Source organism: Sphingobium sp. PNB (assembly GCF_019873065.1).
In the GTDB taxonomy this organism is placed as follows: Bacteria; Pseudomonadota; Alphaproteobacteria; order Sphingomonadales; family Sphingomonadaceae; genus Sphingobium; species Sphingobium fuliginis.
On sequence record NZ_JAINEZ010000012.1, the window covers coordinates 27,556 to 50,474 of the forward strand.

General features: G+C 65.2%; 20 protein-coding genes and 1 pseudogene. 12 read left to right on the plus strand and 9 right to left on the minus strand.

Going from position 1 to position 22,919, the window contains the following annotated elements; all coding sequences use genetic code 11:
* From K7W03_RS06380 to K7W03_RS06395, 4 genes are read right to left on the minus strand one after another with little or no spacing between them, the layout of a single operon-like run.
* Positions 1 to 672, minus strand: a complete 672-nt coding sequence (locus K7W03_RS06380) for a CpaD family pilus assembly protein (RefSeq protein WP_222885824.1) — start codon at positions 670 to 672, stop codon at positions 1 to 3.
* 17 nt (positions 673 to 689) lie between these two features.
* Positions 690 to 2,219 (minus strand): type II and III secretion system protein family protein, encoded by a 1,530-nt coding sequence (locus K7W03_RS06385; RefSeq protein ID WP_061938972.1) that lies wholly within the window; start codon positions 2,217 to 2,219, stop codon positions 690 to 692.
* A gap of 1 nt (position 2,220) precedes the next feature.
* Complete coding sequence (gene cpaB, locus K7W03_RS06390) at positions 2,221 to 3,240, minus strand: Flp pilus assembly protein CpaB (protein ID WP_222885825.1); 1,020 nt, start codon at positions 3,238 to 3,240, stop codon at positions 2,221 to 2,223.
* Between the two features lie 52 nt (positions 3,241 to 3,292).
* Positions 3,293 to 3,745, minus strand: coding sequence for a prepilin peptidase (locus tag K7W03_RS06395; protein ID WP_082166087.1), 453 nt, complete (start codon positions 3,743 to 3,745; stop codon positions 3,293 to 3,295).
* Between the two features lie 63 nt (positions 3,746 to 3,808).
* Here K7W03_RS06395 and K7W03_RS06400 point away from each other — a divergent pair, with 63 nt between their 5' ends.
* Both K7W03_RS06400 and K7W03_RS06405 read left to right on the plus strand, forming a co-directional pair.
* Positions 3,809 to 4,789, plus strand: coding sequence for an alpha/beta hydrolase (locus tag K7W03_RS06400; protein WP_222885826.1), 981 nt, complete (start codon positions 3,809 to 3,811; stop codon positions 4,787 to 4,789).
* Positions 4,786 to 5,889: an NAD(P)/FAD-dependent oxidoreductase gene (locus K7W03_RS06405; protein ID WP_222885827.1), complete on the plus strand. Its 1,104-nt coding sequence runs from the start codon at positions 4,786 to 4,788 to the stop codon at positions 5,887 to 5,889. Before K7W03_RS06400 ends, K7W03_RS06405 begins: the two co-directional genes overlap by 4 nt.
* Before the next feature lies 1 nt (position 5,890).
* Here K7W03_RS06405 and K7W03_RS06410 read toward each other — a convergent pair whose 3' ends face one another.
* Entirely contained in the window at positions 5,891 to 7,222 is a 1,332-nt protein-coding gene (locus K7W03_RS06410) for a lipopolysaccharide biosynthesis protein (protein ID WP_222885828.1), read from the minus strand.
* Positions 7,223 to 7,339: 117 nt separating this feature from the next.
* On the opposite strand from K7W03_RS06410, the gene K7W03_RS06415 reads away from it, so the two are divergent.
* Positions 7,340 to 8,107: a sugar phosphate nucleotidyltransferase gene (locus K7W03_RS06415; RefSeq protein ID WP_025547819.1), complete on the plus strand. Its 768-nt coding sequence runs from the start codon at positions 7,340 to 7,342 to the stop codon at positions 8,105 to 8,107.
* Here K7W03_RS06415 and K7W03_RS06420 read toward each other — a convergent pair.
* From K7W03_RS06420 to K7W03_RS06430, 3 genes are read right to left on the minus strand one after another with little or no spacing between them, the layout of a single operon-like run.
* Positions 8,095 to 8,523 (minus strand): HIT family protein, encoded by a 429-nt coding sequence (locus K7W03_RS06420; protein WP_222885829.1) that lies wholly within the window; start codon positions 8,521 to 8,523, stop codon positions 8,095 to 8,097. The two genes, K7W03_RS06415 and K7W03_RS06420, sit on opposite strands and share 13 nt — an antisense overlap.
* Entirely contained in the window at positions 8,520 to 9,614 is a 1,095-nt protein-coding gene (locus K7W03_RS06425) for a CDP-alcohol phosphatidyltransferase family protein (protein WP_222885830.1), read from the minus strand. Before K7W03_RS06425 ends, K7W03_RS06420 begins: the two co-directional genes overlap by 4 nt.
* Positions 9,611 to 10,702 carry a glycosyl transferase gene (locus tag K7W03_RS06430; RefSeq protein WP_222885831.1) on the minus strand — a complete coding sequence of 364 codons (1,092 nt, stop codon included), beginning with the start codon at positions 10,700 to 10,702 and terminating at the stop codon, positions 9,611 to 9,613. Before K7W03_RS06430 ends, K7W03_RS06425 begins: the two co-directional genes overlap by 4 nt.
* Positions 10,703 to 10,856: 154 nt before the next feature.
* Between K7W03_RS06430 and K7W03_RS06435 the strand changes: the two genes are divergently transcribed.
* From K7W03_RS06435 to lpdA, 9 genes and pseudogenes are all read left to right on the plus strand, one after another.
* Positions 10,857 to 11,645 carry a succinate dehydrogenase iron-sulfur subunit gene (locus K7W03_RS06435; RefSeq protein ID WP_025547823.1) on the plus strand — a complete coding sequence of 263 codons (789 nt, stop codon included), beginning with the start codon at positions 10,857 to 10,859 and terminating at the stop codon, positions 11,643 to 11,645.
* Between the two features lie 34 nt (positions 11,646 to 11,679).
* Entirely contained in the window at positions 11,680 to 12,126 is a 447-nt protein-coding gene (locus tag K7W03_RS06440; protein WP_044663071.1) for a PaaI family thioesterase, read from the plus strand.
* Positions 12,123 to 13,235, plus strand: coding sequence for a cell division protein ZapE (zapE, locus tag K7W03_RS06445; protein ID WP_222885832.1), 1,113 nt, complete (start codon positions 12,123 to 12,125; stop codon positions 13,233 to 13,235). Before K7W03_RS06440 ends, zapE begins: the two co-directional genes overlap by 4 nt.
* Before the next feature lie 288 nt (positions 13,236 to 13,523).
* Entirely contained in the window at positions 13,524 to 14,486 is a 963-nt protein-coding gene (gene mdh / locus K7W03_RS06450; protein WP_044661781.1) for a malate dehydrogenase, read from the plus strand.
* Positions 14,487 to 14,590: 104 nt separating this feature from the next.
* Positions 14,591 to 15,475, plus strand: a complete 885-nt coding sequence (gene sucD, locus K7W03_RS06455; protein WP_025547828.1) for a succinate--CoA ligase subunit alpha — start codon at positions 14,591 to 14,593, stop codon at positions 15,473 to 15,475.
* 86 nt (positions 15,476 to 15,561) lie between these two features.
* Positions 15,562 to 18,357, plus strand: coding sequence for a 2-oxoglutarate dehydrogenase E1 component (locus K7W03_RS06460; RefSeq protein ID WP_222885833.1), 2,796 nt, complete (start codon positions 15,562 to 15,564; stop codon positions 18,355 to 18,357).
* A gap of 8 nt (positions 18,358 to 18,365) precedes the next feature.
* On the plus strand, positions 18,366 to 19,607 hold the full coding sequence (gene odhB / locus K7W03_RS06465; RefSeq protein WP_222885834.1) for a 2-oxoglutarate dehydrogenase complex dihydrolipoyllysine-residue succinyltransferase: 1,242 nt from the start codon (positions 18,366 to 18,368) through the stop codon (positions 19,605 to 19,607).
* Positions 19,608 to 19,682: 75 nt separating this feature from the next.
* A pseudogene (locus K7W03_RS06470) lies at positions 19,683 to 19,945 on the plus strand (GIY-YIG nuclease family protein).
* 49 nt (positions 19,946 to 19,994) lie between these two features.
* A complete protein-coding gene (gene lpdA / locus K7W03_RS06475; protein ID WP_048576156.1) occupies positions 19,995 to 21,395 on the plus strand; it encodes a dihydrolipoyl dehydrogenase in 1,401 nt (466 codons plus the stop codon).
* Positions 21,396 to 21,605: 210 nt separating this feature from the next.
* Here lpdA and K7W03_RS06480 read toward each other — a convergent pair whose 3' ends face one another.
* Positions 21,606 to 22,778 (minus strand): sensor domain-containing diguanylate cyclase, encoded by a 1,173-nt coding sequence (locus K7W03_RS06480; protein ID WP_137709252.1) that lies wholly within the window; start codon positions 22,776 to 22,778, stop codon positions 21,606 to 21,608.
* Positions 22,779 to 22,919 lie beyond the last annotated feature (141 nt).

Here is a 22,919-nt window from a genome sequence, read left to right on the forward strand (position 1 = left end):
TCAATTGCCTCCCGACAGGGTCTTGAGGTCGCCGGAACCGGTCGGCGCCTTTTCGCGATAGGTCGAAATCGCGCGGTTGGACGTGGCGGTGCGCAGATCGCTGTCGGTGGTCTGGCCGCGCACCAGATCCTCCGGATTGGCGATCATCGCGGCCAGATTGCCGTTCACGCCGCAGCCGAAATTGGTCGATGCGCCCAGTTGCTGGTCGGTTTCCGGCTTGTCCGACCAGTCGGGGCAGCCGGGCACGCTGGCGGTGGCGCGGCGCACGATCAGGCGCACGGCGCCCTGTGGCGCGGTGCCGGCGACGGCGGTGCCGTCTTCGCCCACCAGCATGCCGTGGCGCGCCACCACATCGGCTATGCCTTCGCGCAGGGCAGGGCTGTAATAGCCCGCATCCGTCGCCACGGCGACCTGATCGCCATAGCCAAGGCCGATGGAAACGAACCAGTCGTCCAGCCGGCGCGCCTCCGATGCGGTGAGGCCGCCATCGGGGCCCGCCTGCACATCATAGGTGAAGGCGGTGTGGCTGACGACCGGCTGATGGACCGACTGCACGCCGCGATTGGCGGCCTGGTCGGTCTGGCAGCCGGCGAGCGGCAGGGCCATCAGCGCGAGCGCGCTAAGGCGGACAAGGCCGGGGAGGACGGGGGTCTTGCGAGACTGGAAAGTCATGTCTTTCGTCCTTCGGATCAGAAGCTGAAGCCGGGCGCGGCGTCCTTCGAACGCTTGCCAGTGTCACGAGAGGCGACCGGCGGCAGAGCGGCCGAGCTTTGCGGACCCGGCGCGGGTGCCGGAGCGCCCGGCGCGCGGCTCGGCATGGGGGAGCGGGCCCCGCTGACGCCGTCGTGCATCTGTTGCAGGAACAGTCCCTGACCTTCATTGGCGTTGCGGAACCCGTCCGTCGGCAGGCGCACGTCGGACGCATTCATCGGCTTCACCAGATAGGGGGTGACGACGATGACCAGTTCCGTCTCGTGACGCTGGAAATTGCGCGACTTGAACAGGCTGCCCAGGATCGGCAGATTGCCAATGCCCGGAACCTTGCTGATGCTGTTCGCGGTGTCGTTGTTGAGCAGGCCGGCGATCATGAAGGCCTGACCGGAACCCAGTTCGACCGTAGTTTCGGCCGTGCGGCTCCTGAGCGCGGGCACGCTGGAGTCGACCGAGAAGTCGAGGCTCGACACCGTGGGGCGGACGCGCAGCGAGATGCGGCCATCGGCCAGCACGGTCGGCGTGAAGGCCAGTTGCACGCCATATTGCTTGAATTCGATACTGTTGCCCTGCGTGCCGTTGCTGACGGTATAGGGATATTCGCCGCCCGCGAGGAAGCTTGCGGTTTCGCCTGACAGCGAGGTCAGGTTGGGCTGGGCGAGGGTGGTGGCGAGGCCGCTTGATTCGGCAAGGTCCAGCACGGCGCCGATGTCGAGACCCAGCACGCGCGCCACACCGCCAAGGCTGTAACCGCCATCCGCGGTGAAGTTGAACGTTCCCCCGCCGCCGCTGTTGAAGGTGATGGCGTCGCGGGTTCCGCCGCCGATGCCGCCGGCCCATTTGCCGCCGGTCAGATCCTGCGATTTCCAGTTCATGCCGATCTTGTGCCCCACATCGCGGGACACTTCGGCAATCTTGACCTGCAGGTTGACCTGAAGCGGCGTCGCGGTGCGCAGGCGGCTGACCACGGTCACTTCCTTGCCGACGAAGGCCTGGGTCAGCCTTTCGGCCTCCGCCGCGTCTTCCGGCGCGGCGATGGTGCCGGTCAGCAGGACCATGCCGTTCATCTTGTTGACGGCGATGTCCGCGTTCGGCATCGCCAGCTTCAGCATGTCGTCGATGCTGGTGAGATTGTTGCCGACCCGCACCGTCCCGGAAAACAGCACCTTGCCGTTCGTCGCCGTCGCGAAGACGGTGGTTTCGCCTGCCTTCTTCGCGATCAGGTAAAGCTGGTTCTGCGAACGGACGTGAACGTCGACCACATCCGGATCGCCGATCACCACGTCCGACATCTTGGCCGGCAGGTTGATGACCTTGCTGCCGCCCACGGAGAGCAGGATCGCATTGTCCTGCATGGAGGCAGGCGCGGCGTTGAGCGCGGTGGTCGGCGCGGCAGCGGCTGCAACCGCCAGGCCGAGGGCGATTGCGGGGCCGAGCAGCGGCTTGGCCGCAAGAGCCGAGAGGGTGTGCGGCCTGGCCGCACGGGTGTGAACAGTGAACCCCTTCATCTTACTTCCCCCCGACCGGAACGACGGTCACGCTGGTTCCGCGGGCGACGCGGATCACCGGCCCCTGGCCGACAATGCCTCCGCCGACCGGCGCGCCGATGACGGGAGCGCCGCCAGCAGCCATGGCCTGCAAAGGCTTGGCGGGGACGCTGCTGCGCTGATAGCGCGAGACGTCGGCGCCTGTGGAATAGGTGCTGCCCTTGTCGACGGGGCGAGCGGCGATGCTGGCCAGCAGCTTCTTTTCCGCATTGGGATTGCTGCCGTCCGGCAGGTCGACGTCGCTGCCGGCAATGGCCGCGTCCAGTTCGGAACTGTTGTCCGCGAGCGAGCGCAGCGAGAGCGAGAGCGAGCCGATGGTCTGGGCCACCGCGATCTTCTCCGCAATCTTCGGCGTCACTTCGATGGTGACGTTGGAATAGGTCTGAACCACCGGCTTGCCGTCGGCGCCCAGCGCGTCCATGCGCTGGTCGGTGGCGAGCACGCGCAGATTGCGCAGGATGGTTTCGGAGACCTTGAGCGGTTCGCCTTCGCCGCCGCCGCTGACGCTCTGCGTCAGCATCAGGTCGACGCGGTCGCCCGGAAAGACGAAGCCTGCCACTGAATTCTGCGCCGACACCGGCACGGTCACGGCGCGCATGCCCGGCCCGAGGGCCGCGGCCAGGAAACCGCGATCGCCCGGCTTGATCACCGACCCCAGGGTCATCGGCTGGCCGGCGGAAATGGCGGTGCGGATGACGCTGCCCACCAGCTTCTGCGGATCGGCCTGGCCCTTGATATAATAGGCCTGCTCGACCAGATCCTTGGGCCAGGGCTGGAAGCGGAAGCTCTCCGCATCCAGGATGGTGCCCACCGGCAGGGCCTTGGTCGCGACCAGCACATGGGGCTGGTCAGCCTCGATCGGCATGGACGATGCGCCCGCTTGCGGTGCGCTCGACGAACTCAGCATGTTGCGTGCAAGCAGGGCTGTAGTGACCGCTATGATCAGCGCCCCCACCAGCAGCACGATCTTCTTGGCATCCATGATGAAATTCGCCTCCCTCAATCGGACGAGTTGCGCCCGAGCCCCCGTTTATTCACGCAAATTGGTTAATATATCGTTCGCCAAGCAGCCAAAGCGCCGCGAACGAGATGGCGATGCCATAGGGGATTTGCGGCTGGCCCAGCCGCCGGGTCATGCGATGGTGCACGACGGTCACGATGGTGACGATGCCCCCCAGCACCGCCATCAGCATCAGCATCGACAGGGTCGCCTGCCAGGGAAACCAGAGCGCCAGCGCGCCCAGCAGCTTCACGTCGCCGCCGCCCATGCAGCCGAGCGCGAACAGGGCGGCGAACGCCATGAACACGATCAGCGCCACCAGCAGCTGCACCGCCATGCCCGGCCAGAAGGGCAGGCCGCAGGCCAGCCACCAGAGCGGCGCCAGTGCGGCCACCGTCAGGTTGAGCCGGTTGGAGATGATGCGCGACCGCAGATCGGTGACGGACGCCACGATCAGCAGCACTGTCAGGGCGCCGATCAGCGCCATTTGGAAAATATCCCCCGTCATGGGTTCGAAACTATAGACCGCATGGCTTACCAAAGCGTAACCATGCGGCGCATGGATTCGCCCCGCTTCGTTCCCGTTGCTTTCGACCGGCGCGCCTGGCCGATGGACGGGCGGCTCGATTACTGGACCGCGCCCGATGGCTGGCGCCTTCGCCGCTACCGGTTGGGCGAAGGTCGTCGCGGCCGGATGCTGGTGCTGGGCGGACGCGGCGACATGATCGAGAAATATCTTGAGGTCATCCGCCACTGGGCCGACCGGGGCTGGGCGGTCACCGGCTTCGACTGGCGCGGTCAGGGCGGATCGGGCCGCACGACCGGCGATCCGCTATGCGGCCATATCGACGATTTCGGACAGTGGATCGCCGACCTTGAAGCCTTCGCCACCGATTGGCGTGGGCAGGGGGTGGGGCCGAGCGTGATCGTCGGTCACAGCATGGGCGGCCATCTGTTGCTGCGCGCGCTGGCGGAAGGGATGGCTCCGCCCGATGCCGCCGTGACGGTCGCGCCGATGATGGGACTGCACACCGCGCCCCTGCCGCGCTGGCTGGCGGTGGCCATTGCCGAAACGATGTGTGCCCTGGGCTTTGCCGAAAAGCAGGCGTGGACGCAGAAGGAGGAGTCGGAACGCCAGCGGCGTATGCGGCAGAAGCGGCTGACCCACGATCCCGAACGCTATGCCGATGAGCTGTGGTGGCGCGACCATAGCAGGGAGGTGGCGCTGGGCCCGCCGAGCTGGAAATGGGTGGCGCAGGCGCTGCATTCGACCCGCGCGCTGGAGCAGGGGCGCGCGATCGAGCGGATTGCCGTGCCCCTGCTCATCCTGGCGGCGCGGACCGACCGGCTCGTCTCCACGCCTGCCATCGCGCGGATCGCGGTGCGGATCGCCGGCGCGCGGCTGCATGTCTATGGGCGGGAGGCCGCGCACGAGATATTGCGGGAGCTGGACCCGGTGCGGGTGGATGCGCTGGCGCGGATCGATTGCTTTCTGGATGAAGTCGCCCCCCGCCGGGCCGGACTGGAATGAACCGGCCCGACATCGTGATTGTCGGCGGCGGGATCGCCGGGGCGAGCCTTGGCGCGGTGCTGGCGGACCGTGCCAGCGTGCTGATGCTGGAGATGGAGCCGAGCGCCGGCTATCACGCGACGGGGCGGGCGGTTTCCTTCTGGGAGGAGACCTATGGCGGGCTGGCGGTTCAGCCCCTGACCACGGCGTCGGGACCGATGCTGGCCGCGCCCGATCCGGACTTTTCCGACACCCCTTTCCTGACGCCGCGCCGGACGTTGCATATCGGGCGGGCAGGCGATGCGGCGGCGCGGGACCGCCTGCTGGAGCAGTTCGGCGGCAAGGTGGACCTGGTTCCGGTCGAGCCTGCCGGGCTTGTCCCTGGACTGCGGCCGGAATGGACGCTGGGCGTGCTGGAGCCGGGTGTGCGCGACATCGACGTGGCGGCGTTGCATCAGGCCTGGTTGCGGCTGTTCCGTCGCCTGGGCGGCGAGGTCCGGCTGGCGACGGCGTTGCGGCGTGCCGAGGCGCGGGACGGCGGCTGGCGGGTCGAAACGGACAGGGGCGCGATCGATTGCAGGATGATCGTCAACGCGGCGGGGGCCTGGGCGGACGATGTGGCCCGGGCTTGCGGGGTCGCGCCGATTGGCATTGCGCCGCTGCGGCGGACAGTGGTGCAGTTGCGCGTGCCTGCCATGCCTGCGGCCGATCTGCCGCTGGTCATGGACCTTGCCTCGCAATTCTATTTCAAGCCGGAGGGGGAGGGCCGGGTCTGGCTCACGCCCCATGACGAGGAGCCTTCGCCGCCCTGCGACGCCGCGCCGGAGGAAATGGCGGTGGCGGAAGCGATCGCCCGCTTCGAGGCGGTGGTCGACTGGCCGGTCGAGGCGGTGGAACGCAAATGGGCCGGGCTGCGCAGCTTCTCCCGCGACCGGGCGCCGGTCTATGGCTTCGATCCGGCGGCGCGGGGCTTTTTCTGGTTTGCGGGGCAGGGCGGGTTCGGCATCCAGACCTCGCCCGCTGCGGCCTTGCTGGGCGCTGCCCTTCTCAGGGGAGAGGCTTTGCCGCCGCAGATCATGGGGATCGATCCGGCGCCTTATTCTCCGGCGCGGTTCCGTTAGTTCAGCCTGCTTCCTTCATGCCGGGCCGTGTCAAAACCCGTCGGCTCGCCAGCCCCATCATGGCAAAGCCCGCGATCGCGGCGACGATATTCGCGCTTGCCGCCCCGACCGTGCCATAGATCGGCAACAAGGCCGCCTGCATCCCCAGCAGCAAGGCGGTCGAAACCAGCGTGATGCGCAGCGACAGGCTGGCCCGGTCGGTCGCCATCAGCAGCGGACGATAGCTCACCCCGACCAGGTCGATGCAGGCCGCGATCCCCAGCAGCAGCAGCAGCGGATAGGCCGGCAGAAATGCCTTGCCGGCAATCAGCCCCAGCAGCGGATGGCCGATGGTCAGGATGAGGGCGATGATCACGGCCCCTGCGATCAGCGCCAGCCGGTTGGTCCGCCGGAACAGCGTACCCAGCGCCTCATGGCCATGGCTGGAATGGGTGCGGCTCAGTTCCACGAAGATGCTGCGGGAGAGCAGGCTGGAAATCTTGGTCAGGGAATTGGCGAGCTGGTTGGCAAGCCGGTAGAGGCCAGCCCCCGCAGGTCCCACGAACAGGCCGACCACCAGCACGGCCACCTGCTGGCCCACGGAGGACAGGGTCGTCTGCAAATTGGTGGCGGTGAGAAAGCCGACGATGCCGGGATTTTCCCTGCGCGCGTCCAGCGCCCGGCCGGACCGCCAGCGCCCCAGCCTTTCGCCCCCGACGCGCAGCGCCAGCCACCAATAGCTGATCGCGCACAACAATTCCGCCGCGCCCCAGGCGATCAGGAAGCCGGTGACATCGGGCGTCAGCACCCAGGCCAGCCCGGCGCCGATCATCCGCCCCACCGGGATCATGGTTTCGGCAAAGGCGCCCGAATCGAACCGGTCGAACAGACGCAGAACGCCGGTCGGGCTGGAGCGGATGGTGATCATCATCACCATGCAGAAGATCCAGGCCTGCCACCCCATGCCCGCCGACAATTCCATCAGCGGTCCGAAGGCGAGGATGATGAAGGCCGCGATCAGCCCGCCCGCCACGGCGGAGCCAAGGTCGATCAGGATGCAGAAGCGCAGCACCCGGTTCAGCGCATCGCCGTCGCCCGCGGCCAGATGCGGCTGGCCGTAGCGCACGACGATCTGCCAGCTGTCGAAGCTGACCAGCGTCTTGATGACGTTAGCGGCGCTCAGCACCAGCGCGAACCGGCCGAAATCCGCGACGCCCAGCGTTCGCGTGACGATGGCCAGATAGGCAAGGCTCAGCACCGCGCCCACGCCCTTGCCGCCCAGCAGCCAGCCGGTATTCGCCAGGATGCGGGCGAAGCCTTCCTGAGCGCCACCCGATCCGCGCTTGCTCGTCACTTGGGTTCCGGCCTTTCCTGATCGCCGACCGACCGGCGCGGGTCTATCTAGGATTGGGCCGGCTGTGATGCAACATGGCCTGTCCATCGGCCTGTCTTTGCTTTAATGGCCCGACGCATGACTATCTCGAAAGCCATCATCCTTTCCGCGGGCCAGGGATCGCGCCTGCTTCCGCTGACCCGCGACGTGCCCAAATGCATGATCGACTTCAACGGCCGCACCCTCATCAGCTGGCAGGTCGCCGCGCTGGTGGCCAATGGCGTGACCGACATCGTCGTCGTCACCGGCTTCCGCACGGAACGGGTGGAGGATCATGCGCTGCAACTCTACCGCGACACCGGCGCGCGCATCCGCACTGTCTTCAACCCCTTCTTTCAGGTGGCGGACAATCTCGGCACCTGCTGGATCGTGCGGGAGGAGATGGATCGGGACTTCATCATCCTGAACGGCGACACCATCGTCTCGGACGAGATCGTGGCGAAGCTGATCGCGGGGGCGGAGGACGCCGTCACCGTCACCGTGGACGTCAAGCCCGGCGATTATGACGATGACGACATGAAGGTGAACCGGGACGAGACCGGCCGCCTGCTTGCCATCGGCAAGCGGCTGCTGCCCCATGACACCAATGCCGAATCCATCGGCATGCTGGCCTTCAAGGGTGAGGGGCCGGCGATCTTCCGCAACCAGATCGACCAGATGATGCGCACGCCCGAGGGCGTCGAGCGCTGGTATCTGCGCGCCATCGACATCATCGCCAAGGGCAACCGCGTCGGTACCGTCTCCATCGAGGGGCTGGACTGGCAGGAAGTCGACTTCCCGCAGGATGTCGAGGCGGCGAAGAGGCTCACCGCCCGCTGGCTGGCCGAGGGGCGTTACGCGAAATAGGGCCTGAGCCAATCCGTCAGCGCGGCGATCTGATCGGGGTCGAGCTTCACTCCGCTGCCAAGGTCGGGCTGTCCCGGCCATCCGGCGTCCGTTATCCGCAGGCCCTCATGCTCGCGGCTGCCCGTATGGCGGGGCAGCACATGGAAGTGGACATGCGGGTCCACCATCATCAGCATCAGATAATTGATCTTCTCATAGCCGACCGCCTGAGCCAGCGCGCTTTCTATTGCCTTGGTGGCAACCGCCAGTTCGGCATGGGCTTCCGCCGGCAGGTCGCCAAAGGCCGTGGCGTCGGACTTCGCCGCCAGCACCAGCGACCCCAGCGTCGGCTGGGCGGGGCGCAGCAACACCAGCCAATGCGCGAACTCCGCGATCAGGGTCGCGGGGTAGCCGAATTTCCCGATGGTCGCGTTCATGCCCTTGCCTCCATCCAACTGACGATGGGCCGCCCGGAGCGCTTCACGGCATAGGCCTGCATCAGCCGCACCGCATGGACGCCCAGCGAGATGATCGTCCACCAGGCGAGCGCGATCAGCCCGATGTCCGGCCGCCCAGCCAGCAGCGCGACGAACAGGATCACCATATTCGGGTTGCGCCGCGCGGTGATCAGCCGGAACCAGCTGTCGAACCGGCCCCAGACATGGATGTCCATGCCGAAATCCTTGATGAACATCCCCTCGATCAGCCGCTGGAGCACATAGCCCGCGATCACGGCCGCCATCACCAGCGCGAAAGTCTGCGTCGACAGCGCCAGCCCCCAGGCCGACAGCCCCACGCCCCAGAAATACCACCAGAAGGGCGGATGGATCAGGTCGACGCCATGGTCCGCCACATTGCCCCATTTGGACGAGGTGATGGTGCAGCGGGCCAGCTTCCCGTCCACCGTGTCCAGCACCATGAAGACGAAGCCGGCAAGCATGCCGGTCCAATACAGCCCCTGCGCGAAGAACCAGGTCGCCAATATGCAGAGCGTCGCGCCGATGGCCGTCACCATATTGGGCGTCATGCCGATGGAGGCGGCGAGCCGCGTCAGCCACAGCGCCAGTTCGGGCCAGAGATATTTGGTCAGCAGGTCGGTGACGCCCTTATAGGCGCCGAAATAGCTTTGCCGTTCGATGCCGCGCCGGGTCGCGGGCGTCAGTTCCCGGACGAAGGGCTGCTCCAGCTTGCGGAGTTGCCGGTTATAGAGCTTCCGCCCATCCGACAGATCGACGAGATGCGGCGCGCTCAGCGGATCGCTGCCTGCGGGCACCTGCCCGACGATCGGTACCGCGCCCCAGGCGAAGACCGTCCCGGGCTCCTCCAGCACCAGCCGCAGCAGCATCGGATCGAAGGCGTAGCTCAGGTTGAACAGCAGTTCATGCCCGTCCGCCAATGCGCTGCCGTTCTTCGCGGCGCTTTCGGCCATGCGGCGGCAGCGCTCGGCATTGGACATGCCCCAGATGCGGGTCGCATTGTCGCCCAGCAGCCGCACCGGCCCCAGCGCGGTCATGATCGTCTGGGTCATGCGGCGGCGGTCCTTTCGGATTTCCGGGCGAAATCGAGGATGAGGTCGGCCTGCCTTTCGGAAGCAGGCGTGGGCGATCGGTCGATGGAATCGGACATGGCCGCTTCCTGAGCATCAACGAACCCGGCTTGCAAGTCCGCGGCGCGATCAAGCGCCTGTGGCAGGGCGCCCATATCCTCGATCACCTGTCCCAGCCGCCAATGGGCAAAGGCCTCATCGCTGCGCCAGTCGCGCCGGTCGAGATTGAGGAAGATGCACGGGCGGGGATGGAGCAGATATTCATAGACCTGACTCGACACGTCGCCCAGATAGACGTCCGCGCTCATCGTATAGCTCATGTCGATGGAATGACGGCTGCCCATGTCGACGCGGATATGGGGCGCCGTCGTGCGGATCGGCGCGGTGCGGCAGGCAAGCTTGGTATGGGGGGCGATGATGACGTTCCACCCCTCCAGCGCTTCCAGCGCCGCCAGCACCTCCGGCCCATGGCGGGGCCAGGACGACAATTCGGCATCGAAATGCGGATTGTAGAGCAGCACCGGCCGGTCATTGTCGAAAAAGCGTTGCCGCGCGGCCTTCAGCTCGAACTTCGCATAGCCGCCGACCGCGCAATCCTGTGCCGTGCAGAGCCCGCGGTCGATCAGCCGCCGCCGGTCCTTCTCGCCCGCGACCAGCGTCAGGTCGAAGGCGGAATGGCGCGCCTTGTACCCGCCCTCCCGGTCGCCCGCGCCATGCTTGATCTGGATCATGCGGGCGGAAAAGCCGGGCATGGTGCGCAGCCAGCCGCTGGAAATCTCCGTCGTCACCAACAGGGGAAAGCGGCGGACCGTCGCATAGTTCAGCATCAGCGTCAGGAAACGCGACGGCTGGCGGAACAGCGAGTCGGGTTGGGCGGGCGGCCTGCGCAGGCGGATGAGGTCTAGCGCGCCTTCCGGATCATAGCTGGCGACCAGATCCAGGATCAGGCGGGAGGGGGAAAGCACATGCACCTTCACCCCCGCCCGGCGCGACAGGGCAAGCGCGGCCGGCAGCCAGTGATAGACCTGATGGGCTTCGGCAATGGCGAGGAAGGCGATGTCGGTCGGCAACGGGCTGGCTCTCCAGGGTGTGCCGCGCCGTAGCGATCAGGACCGCCACAAATCAAGCAACCCGTTTTTTGCATTGCGTCAGTGCTGGACCTTTGCAGATTTTTTGTTATGCGCAACGCCGACTGAAGGATTATCCGAAGAGGCTTGACGAGCAATGGCCGAATTTTCGCTGCCCAAGAACAGCAAGATCAGCGCCAAGGGCGTAACCCACAAGGCGCCCGACGGCGCGACGAACGTCAAGAGCTTCAAGGTCTATCGCTACGATCCCGACTCCGGGCAGAATCCGCGCTACGACACGTTCGAGATCGATCTCGACAATTGCGGGCCGATGGTTCTGGACGCCCTGCTGAAGATCAAGAATGAATATGATCCGACGCTGACTTTCCGCCGTTCCTGCCGCGAGGGCATTTGCGGTTCCTGCTCGATGAACATGAACGGCCGCAACGGCCTGGCCTGCACCACCTCGATCGAGGAATGCGCGGGCAAGGAAGTGCGCGTCACGCCGCTGCCGCACATGGACGTCATCAAGGATCTGGTCCCCGACTTCACCCATTTCTACGCCCAGTACAACAGCATCAAGCCCTGGCTGCAAACCGTCAGCCCGGCGCCCAGCGGCAAGGAACGGCTCCAGTCGCCCGCCGACCGCGAGAAGCTGGACGGCCTCTATGAGTGCATCCTGTGCGCCTGCTGCTCGACCTCCTGCCCCAGCTACTGGTGGAACAGCGACAAGTTCCTGGGCCCGGCGATCCTGCTCCAGGCCTATCGCTGGCTGGCCGACAGCCGCGACGAATATACCGGCGAGCGTCTGGACGAGCTGGAGGATCCCTTCCGCCTCTATCGCTGCCACACCATCATGAACTGCGCGAATGTCTGCCCCAAGGGCCTGAGCCCGGCCAAGGCGATTGCGGAAACCAAGAAGATGATGGTCGAGCGGCAACTCTGACACGGTGAGCGACGGAGCGGGTCATCTGAGCCCGGTGGCCGAAGGGCCCTGGGCGGGCTGGTCGTGCTGGACCGACACGGCGCCGGGCACGTTCCTCGACTCGGCCATCGGCACCAGCTATTCGCGCAGCGATGCGGCGGGCAGGGCGACGGTCATGCTGGAAAGCCTGCCGTCGCACGCCAACCGGCTGGGGGCGCTGCATGGCGGCTTTCTCGCCGGATTTGCCGATCACGCCTATTTCGCGGCCCTGGCGGCGATGGGGCGTCCGGAACAGGCGGCGGCGGTGACCGTTGACCTCAGCATGCAATATTGTGGCTCCGGAAAGATCGGTCCCGTCCTGCGCGCGGAGGTCGAATTGCTGCGGGAGACGGGGCGGCTGATGTTCCTGCGCCTGACCATTTCCCAGGATGACGACCTGATCGCGGCATCGACCGCGACCGTGCGCAAGGCGCCCGAACCCAAGAAGCCGCTGCCAGGGTGAGCAGCGTCATCGCCCGTTACGACGCGCTCGTGGCCGCGGGCGAATTGCGGCCCGACCCCGACCAGCGGGCGGCGGCGATGCGCCTGGACCGGCTCCAGCAGGAACTGGAGGCGTCGCCGCCGCGCGGTTCGACCTTGTGGAGGCTGCTGCGAAAGGCGCCGGAACCGCCGCGCGGCCTCTACATGTGGGGCGGCGTCGGGCGCGGCAAGTCGATGCTGATGGACCTGTTCTTCGACACGGTGCATGTCCAGCGCAAGAAGCGCGCCCATTTCCACGAATTCATGCTCGATGTCCATGCCCGGCTGGCTGAGGCGCGCAAGTCGGAGACGGGCGACCCGATCCCCCCGGTGGTCGAGTCGCTGGCGGAGGAGGCGCGGCTGCTCTGTTTCGACGAGATGGTCGTCAACAATATGGCCGATGCCGCGATCATGTCGCGGCTCTTTACCGGCTTGCTGGAAAAGCGGGTGACGATCGTCACCACCTCCAACCGCGAGCCGGACGAACTCTACAAGAACGGTCTCAACCGCCAGCTTTTCCTGCCCTTCATCGACCTCATCAAGGCGAAGCTGGACGTCATGACCCTGAACGGTCCGACCGACTATCGCCGCGATCGCCTGGGCGATGCGACCCTGTGGCACGCGCCCAACGGTCCGGAAGCCACGAGGGCGCTGTCGGAAGCCTTTTTCCGCCTGACCGACTATCCGGTCGAAGACCGGGCGAAGGTTCCGGCCGAGGACATCAAGGTGCAGGGCAGCCGGACGCTGCATGTGCCCAAGAGCCTGAAGGGCGTCGCTGTCTTTTCTTTCAAGCGCCTCTGCGTCGAGGCCCGGGGCGCGCCGGACTATCTGGCGATCGCCCGCAAATATCACACCGTCATCATCGTCGGCATTCCGGTGCTGGGGCCGGAGAAACGCAATGAGGCCGCGCGTTTCGTGACGCTGATCGACGCACTCTACGAATATAAGGTGAAATTGCTCGCCTCCGCCGATGCGGAACCGGCGCGTCTCTACCCGGAGGGCGATGGCGCGTTCGAGTTCGAGCGCACCGTATCCCGCCTGATGGAAATGCAGTCCGACGACTATCTGGCGCTGGGCCACGGCGAGAAATAATCTCGCTCCGTCGAATTCGCCATTGTCCGCTCTGGAAAAAAGGGTCCGCACGCTCCCATTGAAGGGAGGCGTGCGGCAGGTGGCCGCTGTGGGGAAGGGCCATGCGCCAGGGTAGGAGCGCGCGGGCGACAGAGGCGAAACGGCTATTAATGAAATTGCGAATGAATTGCAAAGATAAATTGGCGTGCGGGCCTTTGCGCGGTTGAAACCTAGGGCGGATAGGCCTAAGCGCACTTTCAGTTCCGGTTTCTTGGCAATTCCAGTTTACGGCTTGGAGGATGATTGCATATGGCCCGTAAGAAGATCGCGCTTATCGGCGCTGGTAATATCGGTGGCACGCTCGCGCATCTGGCGGCTCTCAAGGGGCTTGGCGACATCGTTCTCTTCGACGTCGTCGAAGGCGTGCCGCAGGGCAAGGCGCTCGACCTGTCGCAATGCGCTTCGGTCGAAGGCTTCGACGCGAAGATCACCGGCTCCAACGATTATGCCGACATTGCGGGCGCGGACGTCATCATCGTCACCGCCGGCGTCGCCCGCAAGCCGGGCATGAGCCGCGACGATCTGCTGGGCATCAACCTCAAGGTCATGAAGGCCGTGGGCGAGGGCATCGCCGCCAACGCGCCCGACGCCTTCGTCATCTGCATCACCAACCCGCTCGACGCGATGGTGTGGGCGCTGCGCGAATTTTCCGGCCTGCCGCACAACAAGGTGGTCGGCATGGCCGGCGTGCTCGACTCGTCGCGCTTCAACCATTTCCTCGCGGAAGAATTCAACGTGTCGGCCAAGGACGTCACCAGCTTCGTGCTCGGCGGCCATGGCGACACGATGGTCCCGGTGATCGAATATTCGACCGTCGCGGGCATCCCGGTTCCCGACCTGATCAAGCAGGGCCGCTCGACCAAGGAACGCATCGACGCCATCGTGCAGCGCACTCGTTCGGGCGGCGGCGAGATCGTCGCGCTGCTGAAGACCGGCTCGGCCTTCTATGCGCCGGCCACCAGCGCCATCGCCATGGCTGAAGCCTATCTGGGCGACAAGAAGCGCCTGCTGCCCTGCGCCGCCAACCTGACCGGCCAGTACGGCGTCGACAATCTCTATGTCGGCGTGCCCGTGATCATCGGCGCCGGCGGTGTCGAGCAGGTCGTCGAGATCGAACTGGACGACGAAGCCAAGGCGAACCTTCAGGTGTCGATCGACGCCGTCAAGGAACTGCTGGAAGCCTGCAAGGGCATCGATCCTTCGCTGGCCTGATCCGCAAACGAGCTTGCACCGGACCGTCCCAGGTAAGTGCGCAGCCTGGGGCGGTCCGCCTTTAGACCCAAAGTGCCACGTCCACAGAAAATGAAGGGACGCCCATGTCCATTCTGGTGAACAAGAACACCAAGGTCATCACCCAGGGTATGACCGGTGCCACCGGTACCTTCCACACCGAAACCGCCCTGGCCTATGGCACGCAGATGGTCGGCGGCGTCACGCCGGGCAAGGGCGGCACGACCCATATCGGCCTGCCCATGTTCGACACCGTGGCCGAAGCCAAGTCGAAGACCGGCGCCGATGCGTCGGTCATCTATGTTCCGCCGCCGTTCGCGGCCGACTCGATCCTGGAAGCGATCGACGCCGAAATCCCGCTGATCGTCTGCATCACCGAAGGCATTCCGGTGCTGGACATGGTGAAGGTGAAGCGCGCCCTTTCGGGTTCGAAGTCGCGCCTGATCGGCCCGAACTGCCCCGGCCTGCTGACGCCGGGCGAATGCAAGATCGGCATCATGCCGGGCAACATCTTCTCCAAGGGCAGCGTCGGCGTCGTCTCGCGCTCCGGCACGCTGACCTATGAAGCCGTGTTCCAGACCACCAATGCGGGCCTGGGCCAGACCACGGCCGTCGGCATCGGCGGCGATCCGGTGAACGGCACCAACTTCATCGACGTGCTGGAACTGTTCCTGGCCGACGACGCCACCGAATCGATCATCATGATCGGTGAAATCGGCGGCGACGCGGAAGAACAGGCCGCCCAGTTCCTGATCGACGAAGCGAAGAAGGGCCGCAAGAAGCCGATGGCCGGCTTCATCGCGGGCCGCACCGCGCCTCCGGGACGCCGCATGGGCCATGCCGGCGCGATCGTGTCGGGCGGCAAGGGCGACGCGGAGAGCAAGATCGCAGCGATGGAAGCAGCCGGCATCAAGGTTGCGGCGAGCCCATCCGAACTCGGCACGACTCTGCTGGAAGTGCTGAAGGGCTGATCCAGCCATGGAGATGGCCGGGCTGCACCCCGGCCATCTGTTACCCCGCACCCGCGACTGCACGCGGTTGGCATGGGACGAGAGAAATGGGTTACGAAAACCAGGACTTCGAGATTGAGCGCGGACCGAGCTGGGCGCGCACCAACTGGCCGCCGATCGACACCGACGACCTGACCGGGGCGCTTGACCCCACGCAGATGCAAGTGGCCGTGAAGGCCGCCGCCAAGGCCAGCGGCAAGGCGGTTTCGGATACCGATGCCGTAAGTGCGGCCGACGATGCAATACGCGCGCAGATGTTGATCCGCACATATCGCGTACGTGGTCATCTGGCTGCCAATCTCGACCCGCTGGGGCTGACCCAACGCGACCTGCCGGCCGACTTGACGCCGGAATATCACGGCCTGAACGATCCGGACAAGAAGGTCTATCTGGGCGGCACGCTGGGCCTGCAATATGCGACCGTGCGTGAGATCGTGGCGATTCTGCGCGCCAATTATTGCGGCAATGTCGGCCTGGAATATATGCACATCGCGGACGTGGAGGAACGCCGTTTCCTGCAGGAGCGTCTGGAGGGCAAGGACAAGGAAATCCATTTCACGCCGGAAGGCAAGAAGGCGATCCTGGCCAAGGTGATCCACGCCGAGCAATATGAGAAGTTCCTGGGCCGCAAATATGTCGGCACCAAGCGCTTCGGCCTGGACGGCGGCGAATCGATGATCCCGGCGCTGGAAGCCATCATCAAATATGGCGGCGCGCAGGGCGTGCGCGAGATCGTCTATGGCATGGCGCATCGCGGCCGGCTGAACGTGCTCGCCAATGTGATGGCCAAGGGCTTCCGCGTCATCTTCCACGAATTTTCGGGCGGCACCGCCAATCCCGAGGATGTCGGCGGATCGGGCGACGTCAAATATCACCTCGGCACCTCGACCGACCGTGAGTTCGACGGCGTCAAGGTCCATATGTCGCTGGTTCCCAATCCGTCGCACCTCGAAACCGTCGATCCGGTGGTGCTGGGCAAGGTGCGCGCGCAGCAGACCTTCCGCGACGACCTCGCCAAGCATGAGCAGGTGCTGCCCGTGCTGATCCACGGCGACGCGGCCTTTGCGGGGCAGGGCATCGTCTGGGAATGCTTCGGCTTCTCCGGCGTGTCGGGCTATAATACCGGCGGCTGCATCCACTTCATCGTCAACAACCAGATCGGCTTCACGACCAGCCCGCAATTCTCGCGCGGTTCGCCTTATCCCAGCGATGTGGCGAAGGGCGTCCAGGCCCCGATCCTGCACGTCAATGGCGATGATCCGGAGGCGGTGACCTTCGCGTGCAAGCTGGCGATGGAATATCGCCAGACCTTCCACCGCGACATCGTGATCGACATGTGGTGCTATCGCCGCTTCGGCCACAATGAAGGCGACGAGCCGTCCTTCACCCAGCCGCAAATGTATGCGAAGATCCGTCAGCATCCGCCGGTCAGCGACGTCTATTCGGCGCGGCTGAAGGCGGAGGGCGTGGTCGACGATGATTTCGTCGCCCAGGTGACGGGCGACTTCGTCAACCATCTGGAGGAAGAGTTCGAGGCCGGCAAGAGCTACAAGCCCAACAAGGCCGACTGGTTCGCCGGTCGGTGGTCGGGCCTGCACAAGCCGGCCGATGCCGAAACGAGCCGCCAGAGCGTCGAGTCCGCTATCAGCCAGAAGCTGTTCGACAGCCTGGGCAAGACGCTGACGGCGATTCCGGAGGGCCTCAACGTCCACAAGACGCTGAAGCGCGTGATCGACGCCAAGGCCGAGATGTTCAAGTCCGGCGAGAATTTCGACTGGGCGACCGGCGAGGCGCTGGCCTTCGGATCGCTGCTGTCGGAAGGCTATGGCGTCCGCCTGTCGGGCCAGGACTCCGGGCGCGGCACCTTCAGCCAGCGGCACGCGGTCTGGACCGACCAGGATAGGGAGAACAAATATATCCCGCTCTCGACCGTGCCGCACGGCCGGTTCGAGGTGCTGGATTCGCCGCTCTCCGAATATGGCGTGCTGGGCTTCGAATATGGCTTCGCGCTGGCCGATCCCAAGAGCCTGGTGCTGTGGGAAGCGCAGTTCGGCGACTTCGCCAATGGCGCGCAGATCATCTTCGACCAGTATATCGCTTCATCGGAGACCAAGTGGCTGCGGTCCAACGGCCTCGTCTGCCTGCTGCCGCACGGCTATGAAGGTCAGGGTCCCGAGCATAGCTCGGCCCGGCTGGAGCGCTATCTCCAGCTTTGCGCGGAAGGGAATATCCAGGTCGCGAACATCACGACCCCGGCCAATTACTTCCACGTCCTGCGTCGTCAGATGCTGCGGCCTTTCCGCAAGCCGCTGATCATCATGGCGCCCAAGTCGCTGCTGCGCCACAAGCTGGCGGTCAGCAAGGCGGAGGACTTCCTGGGCGAAACGCACTTCAAGCGCATCCTGTCGGACCCCAATGGGGCCGCCGACAAGGACACCCGCCGCCTCGTGCTCTGTTCCGGCAAGGTCTTCTACGACCTGATGGAGGCCCGCGACGCCGCGGGCGACACGGACGTGCAGATCGTGCGCATCGAGCAGATCTACCCGTTCGCGGCCGAAGCCCTCGCCAAGCGCATCGAGCGCATGACGAACCTGGAAGAAGTCGTCTGGTGTCAGGAAGAACCGCGCAACAACGGCGCATGGTTCTTCGTGGAGCCCTATGTCGAGGAAGCGCTGGCAGCCGCCGGCAAGGCGCCGATGCGCGCCCGCTATGCCGGCCGCAAGGCGTCGGCGTCGCCCGCCACGGGCCTCGCCAAGCGCCATGTCGCTGAGCAGGGCGCCCTCGTCGCCGATGCGCTGGGTCACAGCGTCCGTGAAGAAATCCGTCGCCAGAAGAAAGGCTGAACAAGCTCATGGCTACCGAAGTCAAAGTCCCCACCTTGGGTGAATCCGTTACCGAAGCAACCGTCGGCCAGTGGCTCAAGAAGCCCGGCGACGCCGTGAAGGCCGACGAGCCTATCGTCAGTCTTGAAACCGACAAGGTCGCGGTCGACGTGCCCGCGCCGGCCGCCGGCACGCTGGGCGACATCGTCGCCAAGGAAGGCGATACGGTCGAGGTCGGCGCGCTGCTGGCCTATGTCAACGAGGGCGCGGCCGCTGCGGCAGCGCCTGCCGCTGCTCCGGCCGCCGCCGCCAAGGCGGAAGCCGCCACGCCGGCCCCGGCCGCTTCGGCCCCCGCCGATGAGGATGAGGGCGGCAACCTGACCCTGTCGCCCGCCGTTCGCCGTCTGGTGCTGGAGCATGGCCTTGATCCGAGCAAGATCAAGGGCACGGGCAAGGACGGTCGCCTGACCAAGGACGACGTCGTGGCCGCCGCCGCCGCCGGTACCGCCAAGGCCGCCGCATCGGCGCCCGCCGCCACGCCCGCCGCTGCTGCGCCCGCCGCTGGCCCCAGCCGCGCGCAGGAACGCGTCAAGATGACCCGCCTGCGCCAGACCGTCGCCAAGCGGCTCAAGGAAGCGCAGAACAACGCCGCGCTGCTGACCACCTATAACGACGTCGACATGACCAACGTCATCGAGGCGCGCGCCAAGTACAAGGACCTGTTCGAGAAGAAGCATGGCGTCCGCCTGGGCTTCATGGGCTTCTTCACCAAGGCCGTCTGCATGGCGCTGCGCGATATTCCGGGTGTCAATGCGCAGATCGAAGGCGACGAGATCGTCTATAACGACTTCGCCGACATCTCGGTCGCCGTGTCGGCGCCGAACGGTCTGGTCGTGCCGGTGATCCGCAATGCCGAGAGCCTGAGCGTGGCCGAGATCGAGAAGACGATCGGCAGCTTCGGCAAGAAGGCCAAGGAAGGCACGCTGACCATGGAGGACATGAAGGGCGGCACCTTCACCATCTCCAATGGCGGCGTGTTCGGTTCGCTGCTGTCGAGCCCGATCATCAACCCGCCGCAGTCGGCGGTGCTGGGCCTCCATCGCATCGAGGATCGTCCGGTCGTCCGCGACGGCCAGATCGTCATCCGCCCGATGATGTATCTGGCGCTCAGCTATGACCATCGCCTGATCGACGGTCGCGAGGCAGTGACCTTCCTCGTCGCGGTGAAGAACGCGATCGAGGACCCGACCCGCCTGCTGATCGACCTGTAAAGATGCGACCAGTGCTCCTGCGGAAGCAGGAGCCCAGGGTGGAGATGCGCTACGCGAGCCGGCTATGTCTATCTTATGGCCAACAGGCGCAACGGCACCCTATATCTGGGTGTCACCAGCGATCTGGCGGCCAGGGCATATCAACATCGCAAAGGCTTGATTGACGGTTTCATCAAGGACCATGATTGTAAGCTTTTGGTCTGGTTTGAGGCATATGACGATCTGCAGGAAGCGCGACATTGCGAACTGCGGATGAAGAAATGGAAACGCGCCTGGAAGATCGAGCTGATCGAACGCGATAATCCACAATGGCGGATTTGTTCGAAACGCTGTTCTGACGACGCCCTGGGCTCCCGCTTTCGCGGGAGCACGGCAATGGAGTGAGAAATGGCAGACTTCGATTATGATGTTCTGGTGATTGGCGCCGGTCCCGGTGGCTATGTCGCGGCGATCCGCGCGGCTCAGCTCGGCCTCAAGACCGCCTGCGCCGAAAGCCGCGAGACGCTGGGCGGCACCTGCCTCAATGTCGGTTGTATTCCGTCCAAGGCGCTGCTGCACGCTTCGGAACTGTATGAGGAAGCCGCCAATGGCGCGCTCGCCAAGCTGGGCGTGAAGATCGACAAGATGAGCCTCGATCTCGACACCATGCAGGGCCAGCGCAAGGAAGCGGTCAAGGGCCTGACCGGCGGCATCGAATATCTGTTCAAGAAGAACAAGGTCGACTGGTTGAAGGGCCTGGCGACCTTCACCGGCGCCAACACCGTTGAAGTCGCGGGCAAGACGGTGACGGCGAAGAACATCGTCATCGCCACCGGCTCGTCGGTCACGCCGCTTCCGGGCGTTGCGGTAGACAATGCGGGGGGCAGAATCGTCGATTCGACCGGCGCGCTGGAACTGGACAAGGTTCCCGGCCATCTGGTCGTCGTCGGCGGCGGGGTCATCGGGCTGGAACTGGGTTCCGTATGGCGTCGCGTCGGTGCGAAGGTCACGGTGGTCGAGTTCCTCGACCAGATCCTGCCCGGCATGGACGGCGAAGTCCGCAAGGAAGCGAACAAGATCTTCAAGAAGCAGGGCTTCGAATATAAGCTCGGCACCAAGGTCACGAGCGCGGAAGTCGGCAAGAAGGGCGTGACCCTGACCGTCGAGCCGGCCGCCGGCGGCGAGGCGGAGAAGATCGAGGCCGATGTGGTGCTGGTGTCGATCGGCCGTCGTCCGAACACGGAAGGGCTGGGTCTCGACAAGATCGGTCTGGAACTCAATGCCCGTGGCCAGATCGAGACCGATCATGACTTCGCGACCAAGGTTCCCGGCGTCTGGGCCATTGGCGACGTCATCCCCGGCCCGATGCTCGCGCACAAGGCCGAGGATGAAGGCATTGCCGTGGCCGAGAATATCGCGGGCCTGACCGGGATCGTGAACCATGACGTGATCCCGTCGGTGGTCTATACCAAGCCGGAGATCGCTGGCGTGGGCCTGACGGAAGAGGCCGCCAAGGAAAAGGGCGCGATCAAGGTCGGCAAATTCCCGATGCTGGCGAACAGCCGCGCGAAGACCAACCATGAGCCCGATGGCTTCGTGAAGATCATTGCCGATGCAGAAACCGACAAGGTGTTGGGCGTTTGGATCATCGCGACGGTTGCGGGCACGATGATCGCGCAGGCGGCGCAGGCGATGGAGTTCGGCGCTTCGAGCGAGGACATTGCCTATACCTGCCACGCGCATCCGACGCATAGCGAGGCGATCAAGGAAGCGGCCATGGCCGTGACGGGCAAGCCGATCCACATCTGATCGCGTCCCGCCCTTGGGAAAGAATGAGAAGGCCGTCCTTCGGGGCGGCCTTTTTCATGGCCTATTGACGATTGGAGCATTGCGTGGAGCTTGCCCCGATTGCATTGAGGCACGCCCATTCTCGCGAAGGCAGGAATGCCGCTCCCAGGTCGGAACTGGGTTCCTGCCTTCGCAGGAACATATGTCGACCTGCAGGGAGCGGAGCAAATTCTATCCGCTCTGGGCCCGGGACCTTGGACCGTCGGCGCGCTTGTCAGGCACGGCAAGCGCCCGCCGCACGCAGACCCGGTTGCGGCCATGCGTCTTCGCTTCATAGAGCGCCGCATCCGCCCGCGCGATGGCATCGTGGATCGCGGCATCGCCGGATTGGACGGCCGACAATCCGAAACTGGCGGTAAGGGGGCGCGAAAGGCCAAGTTGGCGAGCGACCTCCTGCGCGATGCTCTCCCGAATGTCATTGGCGACCGTGGCTGCCCGGGCCGCGTCGGCATCGGGGAGGAACAATATGAATTCCTCCCCGCCGAAGCGCGCCGTGATGGCCTCGGCAGGCGCGAATTGCACCAATATCCGCGCCAGTGTGACGATCACGCGATCGCCCAGCGCATGCCCATGGGCATCGTTGATCGACTTGAAATGGTCGATGTCGCAGACGATCAGGCTGCCCTGCGTCGGCAGTTTCCGCGCCCTCTGGCCGATGGCATCGTCGAATCCCCGGCGGTTGAGCAGGCCGGAGAGGGGGTCATGCAGCGCGTCGCGCTGATAGCGGGCGAGAAGGTCGAGCATGTTCGCCGCAAGCGCGGCCAGAGCCAGGAACAGGCCAAGGACGCAGGCAAGCGCCTGCATCAGGAAGGCATAGTCGCTGCTTAGGAAACTGCCCCCCGACAGGGTAAGGGGCACGGTGCTGCCGCGTATCAGATTGTCCAGCGCGACCAGCGTCGCCGCGCCGAACAATGTGCGGTCCGACCAGTTGTCGAGGCGATCCCTGCCGGCGATCAGCGGCAGGCCGATCAGCAGGAAGCAGCCGAAATCGGACGCAGCCAGTTCGAAGGGCAGATTGTCCAGCATGAGGGAAACGGCGCACAGCATCACGGACAGCGCCCAGATCGCGATCCGCACCCGCAGCAGCCAGTTGGGCCGCCATCGTTCCAGCAAAGCCTGGCTGAACAGCAGGAAGCCGCTGGCGAACAGCAGGTCCGCCAGGAAGCCCCAGAGGGGCGTCGGCACAAGGGCGAATCCCGCCGGCACGGCAAAGCCGCCCGCGACGCAGAAGAAGGCGGCGCTCCAATATCCCGCGGCGCGCACCCGCAGGGTCCAGACAAAGGCGAAAACCACGCCGAAGCTCGCCATCATGACGGGCAGGAAGAAGGCGAAATTCTCTCCCACGCTGCGTGCCTGTTCCTTCTATCGGTCGAAAGTCATGCGCGAGCCGGCGCGTCGTCCGTGTCGGGAGACCGGTAAAAGCCGATCCTTAACAAATACTTCCGGATCGGATGAGATGTTCATCCAATTTGGATGAACATGCGA